At 38.9% G+C, this 14,852-nt stretch carries 13 protein-coding genes; all 13 read right to left on the bottom strand.

Annotated features, from left to right (window positions below):
- Nucleotides 1-61: 61 nt before the first annotated feature.
- Nucleotides 62-292, bottom strand: coding sequence for a hypothetical protein (locus G613_RS0114715; RefSeq protein ID WP_029233342.1), 231 nt, complete (start codon nt 290-292; stop codon nt 62-64).
- A 90-nt stretch (nt 293-382) separates the two neighbouring features.
- Complete coding sequence (locus G613_RS0114710) at nt 383-1,318, bottom strand: DUF1848 domain-containing protein (RefSeq protein ID WP_029233341.1); 936 nt, start codon at nt 1,316-1,318, stop codon at nt 383-385.
- Between the two features lie 59 nt (nt 1,319-1,377).
- A complete protein-coding gene (locus tag G613_RS0114705; RefSeq protein WP_029233340.1) occupies nt 1,378-1,878 on the bottom strand; it encodes a YcxB family protein in 501 nt (166 codons plus the stop codon).
- Between the two features lie 225 nt (nt 1,879-2,103).
- Nucleotides 2,104-2,604, bottom strand: coding sequence for a DUF2798 domain-containing protein (locus G613_RS0114700; protein WP_029233339.1), 501 nt, complete (start codon nt 2,602-2,604; stop codon nt 2,104-2,106).
- A gap of 169 nt (nt 2,605-2,773) precedes the next feature.
- On the bottom strand, nt 2,774-3,859 hold the full coding sequence (locus tag G613_RS0114695; RefSeq protein WP_051151089.1) for a M42 family metallopeptidase: 1,086 nt from the start codon (nt 3,857-3,859) through the stop codon (nt 2,774-2,776).
- A gap of 20 nt (nt 3,860-3,879) precedes the next feature.
- On the bottom strand, nt 3,880-5,595 hold the full coding sequence (locus G613_RS0114690) for a putative polysaccharide biosynthesis protein (protein ID WP_029233337.1): 1,716 nt from the start codon (nt 5,593-5,595) through the stop codon (nt 3,880-3,882).
- A gap of 389 nt (nt 5,596-5,984) precedes the next feature.
- Complete coding sequence (gene glgA, locus G613_RS0114685) at nt 5,985-7,430, bottom strand: glycogen synthase GlgA (protein ID WP_029233336.1); 1,446 nt, start codon at nt 7,428-7,430, stop codon at nt 5,985-5,987.
- Nucleotides 7,427-8,524 (bottom strand): tryptophan--tRNA ligase, encoded by a 1,098-nt coding sequence (gene trpS / locus G613_RS0114680; protein ID WP_029233335.1) that lies wholly within the window; start codon nt 8,522-8,524, stop codon nt 7,427-7,429. The genes glgA and trpS overlap by 4 nt, the downstream gene beginning before the upstream one ends.
- 64 nt (nt 8,525-8,588) lie before the next feature.
- Complete coding sequence (locus G613_RS0114675; RefSeq protein ID WP_029233334.1) at nt 8,589-9,791, bottom strand: cobalt-precorrin-5B (C(1))-methyltransferase; 1,203 nt, start codon at nt 9,789-9,791, stop codon at nt 8,589-8,591.
- 362 nt (nt 9,792-10,153) lie between these two features.
- Nucleotides 10,154-10,483 (bottom strand): hypothetical protein, encoded by a 330-nt coding sequence (locus tag G613_RS0114670; RefSeq protein WP_029233333.1) that lies wholly within the window; start codon nt 10,481-10,483, stop codon nt 10,154-10,156.
- Between the two features lie 312 nt (nt 10,484-10,795).
- Entirely contained in the window at nt 10,796-12,646 is a 1,851-nt protein-coding gene (locus tag G613_RS0114665) for a C1 family peptidase (protein ID WP_029233332.1), read from the bottom strand.
- A gap of 49 nt (nt 12,647-12,695) precedes the next feature.
- Nucleotides 12,696-13,328 carry a C39 family peptidase gene (locus G613_RS18825; RefSeq protein ID WP_196805069.1) on the bottom strand — a complete coding sequence of 211 codons (633 nt, stop codon included), beginning with the start codon at nt 13,326-13,328 and terminating at the stop codon, nt 12,696-12,698.
- A 10-nt stretch (nt 13,329-13,338) separates the two neighbouring features.
- Complete coding sequence (locus G613_RS0114655; protein ID WP_029233330.1) at nt 13,339-14,841, bottom strand: hypothetical protein; 1,503 nt, start codon at nt 14,839-14,841, stop codon at nt 13,339-13,341.
- Nucleotides 14,842-14,852 lie beyond the last annotated feature (11 nt).

Below are 14,852 nucleotides of genomic sequence, written 5' to 3'. Positions count from 1 at the left end.
ATTTATTTGCAAGTCTTATTTAGTGTTTAGGCAGCATCTTCAATAACAGATTTTCAGCTGCTTAGCACATTGTACCCTTATCTGCAAAATCTCCAACGATGGTCTTACCATCGATTTCACTATTCTTGGCACCGAGATTTATAGCTTTTTTCTTGTCTCCACTAAATAAAAGGTTCTGTTTTTTAGTCTTCTCGCCTCTATAAACCAGATCTCTTTCCTTTGCGGTAAGATTCTTTCCACCATTTACATCCTGAAGTTCAAGATCCTCAATTTTCTCAAAATCCTTGCTCATAATAAAACCCTCCTACATAAAAAAACATAAACAATTAACTTTATTATACTATCCATTTATACGAAGAATTCTAAAATGTGGCAAAAATTTTCATTTCAAAAAATCAAATGTCAATTGTCCATCAATCCAGCTCTTTTGCTCTATCTGATGAATCTCGTCCTCGGGTCTTATGTGACCTATTAAAAGAGGCGACTTGGGATCATGATTTGCATGATTATCCATAACAGTCTTGTAATCATAATTGGCATAACAGTATTTGCACATATGAAGACAGGTATTGTACATACCAATATCATTTCCAAGGAAACACTTACATGTTTCTCTTGCATTCTTAATCTTAGGAAAATTCATGGTGTTATGAACAGCCTTCTCATAAATAGCCTGAGTCATACAACCACTGCAATCTGCACCGAACACTTCCAGTTCATTTCCTTCTGCGCAGGGACGAAGGACCATTCCATGTTCCCTCGCTATCCGTGCCATCCTTTCACCAAGGTACATTCGGTCTTCTTTTTCCAATGCCCTTGCTTCCGGAAAATTCTTTTTTACCTTCTGATATATGTCAATAAAGCTTATAACGCTTGTATTTGTGTAGCCATCAAGCGCCGTAGCAATCTCTTCAAACTTCTCCAAATGATATTCTTTGGTATATTTATCATCCAAGAAAATAGGATCATAGCGCCATCCCATAGAATCAATGCCAGCAAATTCTGAAAGCCTCTTGAAGGTCTCAATTACATCAGGAATATCCGGAACATTTGGCTCAATGTCTCTTCCATAGCCAGTAATCGTTACATACCAGTACATACCATATGGTCGTAAAAGATCTAAATACTTCAGCATAGGCTTCGGATTCTTGGAGCAAAAGCTAATCAGATCCACTACGGATGGATGAAGTATATACTTTGTAACATATGTCATATTGTAAGGATTTCGCACATAAACATAGCCTTCCCTAAGCCTGTTTGCAAACCAATCAGCATAGAAAGCAGGAATGTCAGTGCGTGAGCCTGATTGAATTATCATTTATCATCTTCCATTTTTCTTTTATCAGATAATTACTTTTTGTATCTATCTTATATGTACTATTTTTTCCTATTTGCATTTACCATTTCTGCCTTTGTATGAAGAAATGCCAGAAGTTCGTCTGAGCAGTATTCTTTCTTAACAATGTACATCTGTCTTGGTGAAGGTTTTAATAGAATGTATTTCTCGTCTTCTACAATCGAATATAATACTTCATATCTTACTTTGCCAAAGGTTTTTCCAGTATCAATATCAAAGTCTTCATCTCTGAAAACGTAATGAATTGTAGCGTCTTTAATACTTTTGTTTGCGTTATAATTTTGCTTGACCATATAAAGATTAAGACCAAACACAAGTGGAATGTATAAAACTGCTATTACAATGCACATAATAGGAAACATTTTATCTTCTGAAACACATAAAAGAAACACACCGAGAGCAATTATAACTATTAGCAATACACCAATTATTCTGAAAATCTTTTTCTTACTCTTCAAGCTTACAAGGGCAGCCGCCTTAACATCCTCAAGCGTAAATTTGAATTCTGTTTCTAATGCCATTTTGGTATCCCCCAATTATATTTTTTCTTTTGATGTCACATCCTGGCTGTTTACCATTTGCTTTTTGGGTCCCAGCAAAATCACGTATCAGATCTATTTATGATACAACATTATGAGCTTCTTTGTTGAATTATATATGAAAAAGACATAAAAATGGCATATAGCAGTTTCATTACCACTATATGCCACATCACACCTATATTTTAATGATGTGTTTATATTCTTTTACGCTGTTTTTCTAAGATCTGCAGAATTCTTCCTAGAAAGCTTTTTTACAAAGAAACCAAATACATTTCTTACCAAAGGTCCTGCAAAGAATATCTGCCAGCAAAGAGCCATTGGGAAATTCATGACTGTAGTCTGAAGCCATACTGCAACGATTTCCGAGCCTGCATTCTTAAAAAGGAATGTTGCCACAAGGCTCATAAGTGGGCACATAAGACACACTGACATAGCTGAAATAGCAAGAATGATCATAATCATCGGGTCTTTGCCTGGTGTGACAAATCTAAATGCAAGTTTCTGAGCCAGCTTTCCAACAAATAATAGCTCTAGTACAATGGCGATAGGCCACATTATCAGCATTTCCTTAAATGCTGCAAGAAATACAAAATTCTGCATACCACCTACGTTAAGGGCAATATTATAGCAGATCATTGCATAAACCATGACAAATGCCATGAAAACAGTAAAAATAACATCCTGAAACTTATTCTGTGGTAACATGCTTGAAAATCTCCTTTCAATTACCGGGGAAGATCTTAAGCGTGTTGTTCGTTATCACCACAAGGTGTGCGTTTCCAATGCTACCAGCTTTTTCATCTTCATTTTTAGAGTCGGTTTCAGATTATAGCAGAAAATTTTTATTCATGTAATAGGTAAAAAAATTTTCTGATCAAAGTGCGTACTGTACAAGAAGTCTAAGCGTGTTCTCTGCGCCGTCTCTGTGGCTTCTCTCATAGCCGTGAGAAGCATAAACGCCAGCTCCAATAAGACCGTGTCTTAAATCATTTCCTGAGCGAAGGGTAGCTTCAACATCGCTTCCATAGTGAGGATAAATATCTACAGCATAATCCGCGCCACTATCTACAGCAGCCTTGGTAAGAGCCTTAACAATTTCAAAGCTATAAGGGCCACCACTATCCTTAGCACAGATAGATACCTGTTTTTCAGTGCAGGTAAGACCCTCTCCTACACAGCCCATATCCACTGATATAGCCTCTGTGCAGCCCTCAGGAACGCTTCCACATCCGCCATGGCCAACTTCCTCATAAACTGTTATATGAGCATAAAGAGCTCTCTTTGGTGTGACCTTTTTATCCTTGATATACTTGGCAAGTCCAAGAAGTATACCAACACTGAGCTTATCATCAAGGAATCTTGATTTGATATAGCCGGACTTAGTAACTCTCACATTTGGCTCAAAGCATACAATATCACCAACTGAGATTCCAAGCTTTTCTGTATCTTCCTTGCTCTTAACATCTTCATCAAGAACTACTTCGCAGGTTTCCCAGCTTCTCTTGGTATCATCATAATCGCCGTTTACATGGATTGATGCATTATTAAGCTGGAATGTTCCCTCATAAACGCCATCAAACTTAGTAACAACTCTTACATTCTCTGTCTCAGCATTATTCGGATTCATACCGCCAAGGTTAGTAAGCTGAAGCCTTCCGTTTCCCTTGATAGTAGCTACCATTCCTCCAAGAGTGTCTGTGTGAGCTTCTAACAAAAGGCCGTTCTTTTTATCTTTTCCTGTAAGATCAACGATAACTCCGCCCTTATTTGTAAGAGTAGCCTTAAAGCCCAGCTTCTCAAACTCTTTTTTAACCCAGGCTGCAGCTTCCTCCGTATAACCTGTCGGTGAATCGATGTTAAGAAGCTTTGTGGTCTCCTCAACTATGAAATCTGTGTATTTTGTAAGATCGATCTTTTTTACAGTTTTTGTTGTTTTACCTGTTGTTTTCTTTACTGCCATGTCTTTTTATCCTTTCATAATCACTTCAAGATTCTAAGTTTTTTCATAATGTTAATCAGAAGATAAGCCTTAGGAATTCTCCTGATTTCTGACTCTGATGCGCCGCCAATCCTGATAAGCACTACAAAGTAAACTATCACAGCCAGCACCATTGCTACCATTGCGGAAAAGAGATTTACAAAGTAGCTTGAATACATGTAATCTTTAAATGCCATATCAGCTAATGTTCCTGCATTGACCATCTTGCTGATACTAAAAATCAGGAAATTCATCAAAACGTAGGATAAATATGCAAGCACTCCCATCACAACTGCTGCTATGGAAGGCAATACATAAGTTTTCTTAAAATCATTATTGGTAGTAATACTCTTTTTAAGAGACATGCTATTCAAAATACACATCAGTAGCGAATATACAATAGTAACGATGCAAAGTGCCACACCGCCTAGATCAGTAAACAGCAAAAGAGCTGCAAGCAAAGCCGTCTGAACTATAAGTGCCAAAAAGGCATTAACTACAGGAGTGTTAACCTTCCCGATACCCTGAAGCACTGCGTTAGATATTGTAGAAAGTGAGTAAAACACAACAGTAATAGCCAGATACTTAAGTAGTAATGCAGCTTCCGGAATAGATGCTCTTTGCGGAAACAGAATCATAATTACCGGCCTTGCCAGAGCAAATAATCCAACAGCACTTGGAATAGCTATAAGTAAGATTACCTTGGTAACCTTGGAAATAGTGTTGCTGGCTGCTTCCTTGTCTCCCTTTGCCAAAAGAGCTGACACCTCAGGAAGCATTGCTGAAGCTGCCGCACTTGCAAGAGCAATTGGAAGGCTGGTTATTATCTTGGATTTACCATTAAAAATTCCATACATAGATGCAACCTTGGATTCATCCACATGTCTGACATACATCAGAATTCTGCTAAACAACGTAGCATTCAATGAAGAAGAAAGGTTATAGATTGCAGTGCTAAGGATAAATGGAGTAACGATCAAAATGATCATCTTATATATCTCTTTATCCGGCAGAACTTGGTGTGTATCCCCATCAAGTCTTTTATGTATCTCTTTTCTATTAAAAAGATAGATGTGAAGCATGAATATAAGAGCAATAAGAACACCACTGCCCGTTCCAAGAGCACTTCCGATAGCACCGTACATAGCTCTTTTATGCTCATCCTCATAACCTGCAAGTCCTGTAAGATAGTACGCTGCGCCTACACTAACCACTGCATTCAATAGCTGCTCCAGAATCTGAGAAACCGAGGATGGAACCATTGTTCTCTGGGCCTGGAAATATCCACGAAGAACACCCAAAAATCCAAACACAAAAATAGTTGGTGCAAAGAATCTAAGAACTGTTGCTGCTCTACCTGCAGCTAAAAAGTCAGCTCCCAAAAACAGGATAAGACTTCCTATTAGTCCTACGATGGTTACGTATACCAAAGCACATTTAAATATTCTCTGTGCAGTTTTATACTCTCCCACAGCCAGCCTTGCAGAAATAATCTTGGACATGGCTGATGGAATACTATAAGAAGATATCAAAAGAACTATGGCGTATATCTCATAAGCCGTCCCATAATATCCGTTGCCTTCATCTCCGATTATTGACGCCAGTGGACTTCTATACAAAAGGCCGATAACCTTACTTATCAGTCCCGCCGCCGCCAAAATTCCGGCATTCATCAGAAGGCTTTTCTTATTTTCTTTAATAATATCGTTATTACTCATCTATATATTATTTCCAATCCTGAAATCTCATCTCACTTCAAATATTATGATTAAGAACTCTCCCAGTGTCAACATTCCCCAAAAGCGCTTTAAACAACGCGTATATCCGTGTACATTAATATCAAAATTGTTTACATATTATTTGGCTGGCAGAAAACAGGCAGAATTAGTTAAGAAATTGCAAGTAAGAGATTCAATCTTTGCGAATCATTCGCACGAGGAGATAATTTACAAAACAAAGAAAAGAAGGATAGCCGACTTCTTTGAACAACGCTGAAAGGAGGCTATCCTTCTTTTATGAGTTTAAGCAAATTACGACGAGCCAGAAATGAGCAAAGCTTGAAATCTTGTGAGCAATTCTTTACTAATTCTGCCGTCCTATTGTCGAATTATGGTTTTAACCAGTCGTACATTTCCTGGTACTTCTCAGCGGAAACCTTCCATGAGAAGTCAACTGCCATAGCTCTGTCGATCATCTTGTTCCATTCACGTTTCTGATCATAGTATACATGTTCAGCTTCTCTGATGGTTCCAAGCATCTCATGAGCATTATAGTTAAGGAATCCAAAGCCGGTTCCTGTGCTCTCAAACTTGTTGTAAGGCTCAACAGTATCAATAAGTCCACCTGTCTGACGCACAATCGGAATAGTACCATATCTAAGTGCCATGAGCTGTGAAAGTCCGCAAGGCTCAAACAGTGATGGCATAAGGAATGCATCAGATGCAGCATAAATCTTATGAGACATAGGCTCTGAATAATAAATATTTGCAGAAACCTTATCGTGATACTTCCAGTCAAAATGTCTGAAAGCATTCTCATACTGCTCAGTTCCTGTACCAAGCACAACAAGCTGGATAGCATCCTGACAAAGTTCATCAAGAACATAGTTAATAAGGTCAAAGCCCTTCTGATCAGTAAGTCTTGATACAATACCGATCATCATGCACTTGTCGTCTTCCTTAAGACCAAGTTCCTTCTGAAGTGCTCTCTTATTCTTAACCTTCTCTTTACGGAAGTTTATAGCATTGTACTGATATGGAATATACTTATCTGTCTCCGGATTAAAGTCAGTATAATCAATACCATTTACAATACCTCTAAGGTCATTAGCCCTAGCGCGAAGGAGTCCGTCAAGTTCCTCACCATAGAACTGAGTCTTGATTTCCTCTGCATAAGCCTTACTAACTGTAGTAATGGCATCTGCATAAACAATACCGCCCTTAAGAAGGTTAGCATCCTTGAAAAGTCCAAGCTTATCAGGTGTGAAATAATAATCAGGAAGTCCTGTAATATCCTGAACAGCCTTAATATCCCATTTGCCCTGAAATTTAAGGTTATGAATTGTCATAATGGCCTTAATTCCTCTGTAGAATTCGCTGCCCTGGAATCTCTCCTTGAGATATACGGGAACAAGACCGGTCTGCCAGTCATGGCAATGGATGATATCAGGCCTAAAATCAATAACAGGAAGAATTGAGAGTGCTGCCTTTGAGAAGAACGCAAACTTCTCAATCTCAAAGAGAACATCATCTCCATAAGGCTTCATCCCGTTAAAATAAAACTCATTATCAATAAAATAGTACTTAATTCCATCAACTTCGGCTCTGAAGATACCTACATACTCATTTTTCCAATGGAAATCCATGTAAAAATTGGATATATACTCCATCTTCTCTTTGAGCTGCTGATTAATGCATTTATATAGTGGCAGAATCACGCGAACATCAAAATATCTCTTGTCGATATCCTTAGGAAGTGATCCAACTACATCAGCAAGTCCACCAGTTTTTATAAATGGTACTCCTTCAGAAGCTACAAAAAGGATGTTTTTCATAAGTCGCCATTCTCCTCATACTTTGCAGATTGCATAGCTATAAGTTCTTTATCGTCAAAATAGTTGATCTTCATTGCTTTCTTTACATCAGCAAGTGTCTGTGCAGCAACTTCCTCAGCTACCTGGCTTCCCTTTCTAAGTACCTCATATACATAAGGTATATCCTTCTGGAACTCTTTTCTCCTATTGCGGATAGGCTCAAGCTCAGCCTGAAGAACGTTATTAAGGAATCTCTTAACCTTAACATCGCCCAGTCCGCCTCTTGAATAGTGACCCTTCATCTCCTGAAGATTAGCATAATCAGGAGCAAATTCTGCAAAATGCTCATCCTTGGCAAAGGCATCAAGATAAATAAATACAGGATTACCTTCAACCTGGCCTGGATCCTCGACTCTAAGGTGATTAGGATCTGTGAACATGCTCATAACCTTCTTCTGAATTGACTCAGGTTCCTCTGAAAGGTAGATGCAGTTACCAAGAGACTTACTCATCTTGGCCTTACCGTCAATACCAGGAAGACGGAGGCATGCAGCATTATCAGGTAAAAGAATTTCCGGCTCAACCAGAGCTTCACCATAAACTGAATTAAACTTCCTTACGATTTCCTTACACTGCTCAAGCATAGGCTCCTGATCCTCACCAACAGGAACTGTAGTAGCCTTGAATGCTGTGATATCAGCAGCCTGGCTGATAGGATATGTAAAGAATCCAACAGGAATACTTGTCTCGAAGTTTCTCATGGCAATTTCAGACTTAACAGTAGGGTTTCTCTGAAGTCTTGAAACTGTAACAAGGTTCATATAATAAAAAGATAACTCTGTAAGTTCCGGAATCTGTGACTGTATAAACAGTGTAGACTTGGCAGGATCAAGACCTACCGCAAGATAATCCAGCGCAACCTCAATAATGTTCTGACGAACCTTCTCTGGGTTGTCAGCATTATCAGTAAGAGCCTGCGCATCAGCGATCATGATAAAAATTTTATCAAATTCCCCAGAATTCTGAAGCTCAACCCTTCTGCGAAGAGAGCCTACGTAATGACCTACGTGAAGCTTTCCTGTAGGGCGGTCTCCAGTCAAAATAATCTTACTCATTTCCCCAATATCTCCTAAACGCAAAACTTTTTACTATTCAAAATAGTATCTAATATAGAATACTCTATTTTAGCTTACGTGACAATGCAAATTGTTCTTGAGAAACCTTAATCAGAACATTTTTTGTGTTCTGTGTGTATCCCAGAAGTCCAAATTCCTCCGAAAACAGCGCAACAGCAAGATTAAGCCTTCTATGGCTTCTGATACTGCCGTATTCGCTGATAGAATGCATGATACTGGCCATTACTCTGTCTCTAAGTCCCCAGTTATTCAGTAGATTCAGTATCTCATCACAGGTAAGACAGCTCATCACTGTTCTGACCTGACTGGATGTTCCACCAACTATAGCTGTATGGGCAGCAAATATCTCTCTTCTGCCATCCGAAGCATATGAATTGGTATTTGTAATACCTGCAGCCAATTTAACCAGCTTACCTACATTGCCCACAAGAAGCATGTAGGTGACTCCAAGAGAAGCACAGGTATCAATAGCCTGTCCCGGGTAGTTATAACAATAAACAGCTGTATTAAGCGGCACATGAAGCTCATTATTGATTTTATCAGCGCAGTAGCCTCCCGGAGCAACCAAAACACTTGTAACTCCCTGTTCTACCTGCATTTTTATCTGTCTGTCAATTGATTCGGTAATTTCTCTCTGATGAATCTTGGGCAGTGTGGCGTGTTCTCCGATAATGGATATTCCGCCTGTGAACATAGTCTGACCCATGGCATTTCCTGCCGCTATCATCATTCCTTCCGGGCAGCTCACAGTGATAAGAAGTAGCTGAGCTCCATCTGAAATCTCACATACATCAGCCACCGTTTCAAAAACGGTATTTCGAACATTCTTATCAATTAAAGCTTCTCCATTAAGAAATCCTGGTTGATTTCCCATGGCTGTTCCTATTCCCTCGCCGCCAACCATGAAGAGATTGGCAAATCTGGTATCAACATGGGCATTCTCGCTTACCCTGGAAATATCGTCTATATAAGAGACATTAACGCGGATTTCTGCCCTATCTTTGATGTCCGGCGGAGCTGCGCCTTCTACAACACACGAATACTCAGACTGTCTGCCTGTGCAGTTTTCGTCAATCCTTTTAACTTCTATGTTTCTGCTTGCACTACCGTGGCTTACAGTTATGCTGTCAAATCTGATCCTGAAGATCAGGTCGCTGGCTGCAGCCAATGCGGCAGCTGCCATGCAGTCACCGGATGAAGCAGGGCTAAGTAAACTATTCGGAGTCTGAACAGTAAATCGATCCATATAAAGCCTCTCAAATTAGCAAAACCACAACATTATGTGTCTGTGAATAGCTACTACAACATGATATACACTTTTAATTATACAATATTTCGTGTGTTTCCAAAAGAATTATTGCAAAATTAACTATATATCGTGTCTAGTTATTTATTATTTCGATTTACTTTATGTTTAATTTATAAATCGTCCATATTTTGTCCAAATTTAGACACTAATATATATACTATCAGAAGTGAATAACTTCTGACTCCCCCAACAAAACTTTTTTCATACCGGGTCGATCGGCTCCCCACTGGTCGACCCCTCCTCCCAAAAAAACAACCACCTAGTGATAGGTGGTTTTATTATGTCTATTCAATATAAAGTTAAGCTGTTAATACTTCTGAGCTCTCTGTCACTTCTACTGCATCCTCATCGATTACAGGACTCATAGCAGTTTCTCTCTCATCCTCAATAATATTGGAATCGCTCTTCCTTGGTCCTCTAACACCAAAGCTGCCGTTGTATCTAAGTTCCTTGAGAAGCTTCTTAACATTCTTCAGTTCTTTGTCCATATCTTCTACACGGGCACAAACAACTGTAGGAACACCGCTGCCGTTAAATTCGACTCTAAGACCTGCATCCTTAAGTGTCTTAAAAGCCTTTAATTTATCTGTTGTACTAATCTCATCTACTTCTTTTATATTCTTAGCCATATCTTGTGCCTTTCTTAATATCAAACACAATATAACACACTTTCAATCATTTTGCAAACGTTCGTTCTGACATTACTGCACAAAATATTGTTCGTTATTTCGTATATTATTTACCATAAAAAAATAGTCATTATAGTGTTAAGTTTTTGCAACCTCCACCGATATATATAGTGAGAATAAAAATTCTCACTCCCCCAACAAAACTTTTTTCATACCTGGGCTGTTTAACTCCCCATTAAACAGCCCTCCTCCCAAAAATTCAAAGAGACGACCGCTTGGCCGTCTCTTTTTTGTTTCGATATATGTCTACTCTCACCTATTTACTGTATATGCCTTTACAAAAAAGTCCTTATCATCCTGTCTTGCAAGGCCTGTACCATCAGAAGCTATATAGAAGCTGCATCCGCTGGCGGTATAGTTATTATGAACATTTCCCGTCAGATTATTCCACTCATCATAGTTAGGCTTACTGATAGAGTCCACAGTTGGTTCATATATAAGTCTTCCGCTTGTAACCGGCCTTACCAGAATAAAGAACTCATCTCCGGCAGCAAGCTCTATTTCTTCCGGAAGTTCAAAGGTATGATATCCACCGCTTATAGCCGAAGCTTTCATTGTCAGATCCGGCTTTTTCAAATTAGCAAACTCTATTATCTCTCCGTCATTTTCCGGATTTACATATATATCAAATTCATACTGCTGATAGGTTTCAAGTCCCATAAGACCTATCGCTTTCATGGTCTCATCGCCTACGGCCTTGTAAAGCATACCGTATGGATTAACGGAACTACTATATGTTGTCACATAATTCTCTGAGTCTTCATATGTGCTAACCATGTAGGTCAAAAAGCCCGCAGCCTGATAATTGTTGTCATAGAAACTTTCCTGCCCCGGAACAGCCGATGAATAAGCCGCCACATTATTTCTTCCTGTGGTCTGATCATAATAAGACAAATAGAAACATCCTTCTATGCCATTTTTACTGCCCCAGCTATTCTTACAAATCCAGGCTCCGTCTTCCTTTGGCTTAATTGTAAAGTTGTCCTTGCTGTACTCGTCATCCCAACCAATGATCAAAACTTCATGGTTTGCCGTAGGAGCTTCTTCTGTGCCAAAATCTGCATAGAGTGTAGAATTATGGCTCTTCCAGAATCTGTCATCTGCATAGACTCCCGCAGTTACACTTCCGTGTTCCATTATCATCTGCTTGATCATAGTATTATTTGAATAGCCTGCCGGAACCTCGCATACATTTTGAACATGATATTCACTTTCATAGATGTCCGATGGCACATCAGCATTATCCTTAAAAAGATTCTTTTCCCCATACAGACTCTTAAAGGAATTACTTCCTTTCTCAGATACAGGTCCTTTCCAGGCAGTTAAAAGACTTATACAGAAGTCAGCCACGCCCCCGGTTGCCACATAATTTGTGTCATAATCAAAAATCCAGGCACCTTCTTCATTATCAGCATTAACAAATTCGCGGTAGTCTCCGTCAATATACCCATTCACCGATCCGTTGGCCCTATGCATGTTACTGTAAGCAAGATGTTTTTCAGACAGATCAAGTTCATCCCTCGATAAACTCTCATTGTGCAATAAAAGATCGCTCTCTATAGCACCAAGAGCAGCATAGGTCCAGCACAAAGAAGTATATCCCTGGTCTTCAATATCAGTTATATAGCTCTTTCCGTCAACATTTCTAGAATCATATTTAGTGGGAATATCTTCTCTTGAAAAAGAATGAATGTCTACAGGCACAACATCACTAAAGTCGTCATTTCCGTAGAACTGCCCGGGATCACCATCAGCAATGCTGATAGCTTCAGGCAAAAGAATTACTTCAACGCTTTCGACAGATTCTGAAACAGGCTCTGTAGCCCCCATAGACTGTAATGATGAATAAAGAGCACTGTCGTCCTGCTCTCTTTGTTTGGCCGCTTCACTGTCGGCTCCATTACTGCCTCCCTGCTGATAGTTTTCATCAAGTTCTCCGTTTACAGCATTCAGGTCATCTTCTGCACTTGTAGAAGCCACAACCTGACCATCTCTTCTTGATGAATTAGCATTCTTGGGATTGACATAGAAATAAAAACATACGCCTACAGCGCCTAAGATAACAATAATAACACCTACCGCAATTATCACTTTCTTGTTCATGCAAAGCCCCTCATCTCTTCAATAAACAAATAAGCGTTTTACCGATAATTTATTTTACAACAATAGTGTTAAAAGAACCAAATATTGATTGAGATATATCTTTAGCAAAGGCCTCGTAGTCAATATAATAATATCCGCTTCTCCAGCCATCTATTACCCTTAGCATGGGATATAGCTTATCTCCGACTTTCCATATGCTGTAGCCCGCCACCACAACAGTATGATCCTTGTAATAGCCCCTTGCTATGTTCATGATAACAGGTCTGCCAGCAGATATTTCTTTTACAACCTGGTTTTCAAAGGTCCAGATATACACGCCCTTGCACTTGGTTTGGATTCCATACCTTGCAAAAGACTCTCTGGCTATTCCCGAGATAAAAAAAGGTATAGTGCCAATCTTATCGTTATAACAGTAGCTTTCGGCAATTTCTTCCACGTCCCTGTAAAGTTCCCTTATATCCTCTGGAATTCCCGGAAGTTTCATGGTCCTTCGGTAATAATCAATAACTCTTGTAACCGCAACAACTGAGCAGTTTCTGGTTTTTCGTCCGCTTATCTCAAGCATGGATTTATGGTTCATAACAATGGGGCGTCCTCTTTTTACAAGAACGCCTCGCTGTCCGTACTGTTCCAAAAGATATTTAGATATATTACTGATTCCGCCGTAGGGTTTTCTTTTCATATCTCTAAGGTCACTTTCGATCATTAAGTTTAACTATGTTGCCATATATCTCAACCAGGCTGTCTCCACTCTTAGTGGTAAATCTTATGAAATCATTATACTTCAAATTTGTGGTGCTTGTTCTTACGCAGTTGTCATACTCTTTTTTGATTTCATCAGTATCTTCATCTACAGAAAAAAGGATGTCATCATCAAAATAATACAATTTTCTGTCACTGGAGACATATTTAAGTGTATAGTCCGACTCCGAAATTCTTCCTAAATCCTCGATATAATTGTCCTTATATCTGTGAAGACCATAGTCTCTGTCTACAAACCATATTATTGAAAGGTCATCGTTGGCAGCATAGCTTCTAATGGGATACTCAATTTCCACATAAAGGTCCTCTTCCAAATGCCCATTATATATACGGCCCTTATATATATGATTATAATTCTGAAGCAGATAATTGAAGGAATCGCCATCAAAACTGTAATAGTCTACATAGTTTTTATCACCGACAGTTATCAGTTTTCTATTTGCATCTGTATAATAATAGCAATAATTCTCAGCCTCAATAAAGCAGCAGTTTAATGTATCGCTATCGATGTACTGTCTGTCAGCAATAGGCGCATGTGTACCTGAAATTTCTTTTGCAAAGTGAAGCTTCTCAACATTCTCATCAAGAATTTTCACTGCCTTTTCCATACTAGTATTATAGTACCAAAGGCCATCGACACCATATATGAATATTTCACTACAGTCTTTTGTAAAAACATATCTATAGTTCTTGCCATAATACACGTTGCTTAGTTCTCCGTCGTGGTAACTGTATAATGTCTTGTAATTACCATCGGAATACCTATAGAAAGCCTGATCACCCTCAACAGAAACGGCAACTCCTTCAAGTTCTTGCCCGGAAACGATTTTATGCCTGTTGTTATCATCTGTGTCAGAAATCACTAAATTTTTAACAGCAAAATCATAAGAGGAAACATATCTTGAATTAAAGGAAAAGGCCACTTCTTCAATCCATGAATATGAATAGGTGACATTAGTCTTTTTCTGGGAATATGTATCGAACCTATACAGGCCATGCTCTACCTCATCATAATACAGGATGTACCTTCCGTTTTTCCCCATCATTCCATAGCTTTTACATTTTCTGGTAACCCTGACAGGGCGAAGATTCCCGTCAATATAGTACAACATATCGTCAGCTGTTACTGCAGCCTTTGTTCTGTCGTAGCTATAGCTTACATAGACATTGGTACAGGCATTAAAATCTTCGTAAACAGCTCCGTTTTCGCAAAATACTGTTTTATCCGATACAAACAGCTTCGGTTCTGAAATATCTTTGATAGTTGCTGCTTCCACAATGGTTATACTGCTGTTTATATTGCTTTCTTCAGACGTTGTCTTTTTGTGCTTAGCCTTATATGATGCTGAAAAGCCTACAGGTATTCCCACAAAAAGCAACGCTATTCCCAAAACAAGAAAGAATCTTATTCTGTTTCTTTTTTTCTTACTCATTGTCCCCAAAA

Origin of the sequence: Butyrivibrio sp. VCB2006 (assembly GCF_000420945.1) — a bacterium.
In the GTDB taxonomy this organism is placed as follows: domain Bacteria; phylum Bacillota; class Clostridia; order Lachnospirales; family Lachnospiraceae; genus Butyrivibrio.
Note: the sequence above shows the minus strand (reverse complement) of the source record. Positions and strands in the feature narration are given on the sequence as shown.

Excerpts from the sequence above, each read along its gene's own strand:
- G613_RS0114675 (WP_029233334.1), bottom strand. The coding sequence starts at position 9,791 with ATGGATCGATTTACTGTTCAGACTCCGAATAGTTTACTTAGCCCTGCT.
- trpS (WP_029233335.1), bottom strand. The coding sequence starts at position 8,524 with ATGAGTAAGATTATTTTGACTGGAGACCGCCCTACAGGAAAGCTTCAC.
- G613_RS0114665 (WP_029233332.1), bottom strand. The coding sequence starts at position 12,646 with ATGAACAAGAAAGTGATAATTGCGGTAGGTGTTATTATTGTTATCTTA.
- G613_RS0114655 (WP_029233330.1), bottom strand. The coding sequence starts at position 14,841 with ATGAGTAAGAAAAAAAGAAACAGAATAAGATTCTTTCTTGTTTTGGGA.
- G613_RS0114670 (WP_029233333.1), bottom strand. The coding sequence starts at position 10,483 with ATGGCTAAGAATATAAAAGAAGTAGATGAGATTAGTACAACAGATAAA.
- G613_RS0114715 (WP_029233342.1), bottom strand. The coding sequence starts at position 292 with ATGAGCAAGGATTTTGAGAAAATTGAGGATCTTGAACTTCAGGATGTA.
- G613_RS0114700 (WP_029233339.1), bottom strand. The coding sequence starts at position 2,604 with ATGTTACCACAGAATAAGTTTCAGGATGTTATTTTTACTGTTTTCATG.
- G613_RS0114710 (WP_029233341.1), bottom strand. The coding sequence starts at position 1,318 with ATGATAATTCAATCAGGCTCACGCACTGACATTCCTGCTTTCTATGCT.
- G613_RS0114705 (WP_029233340.1), bottom strand. The coding sequence starts at position 1,878 with ATGGCATTAGAAACAGAATTCAAATTTACGCTTGAGGATGTTAAGGCG.
- G613_RS0114690 (WP_029233337.1), bottom strand. The coding sequence starts at position 5,595 with ATGAGTAATAACGATATTATTAAAGAAAATAAGAAAAGCCTTCTGATG.
- G613_RS0114695 (WP_051151089.1), bottom strand. The coding sequence starts at position 3,859 with ATGGCAGTAAAGAAAACAACAGGTAAAACAACAAAAACTGTAAAAAAG.
- G613_RS18825 (WP_196805069.1), bottom strand. The coding sequence starts at position 13,328 with ATGAAAAGAAAACCCTACGGCGGAATCAGTAATATATCTAAATATCTT.
- glgA (WP_029233336.1), bottom strand. The coding sequence starts at position 7,430 with ATGAAAAACATCCTTTTTGTAGCTTCTGAAGGAGTACCATTTATAAAA.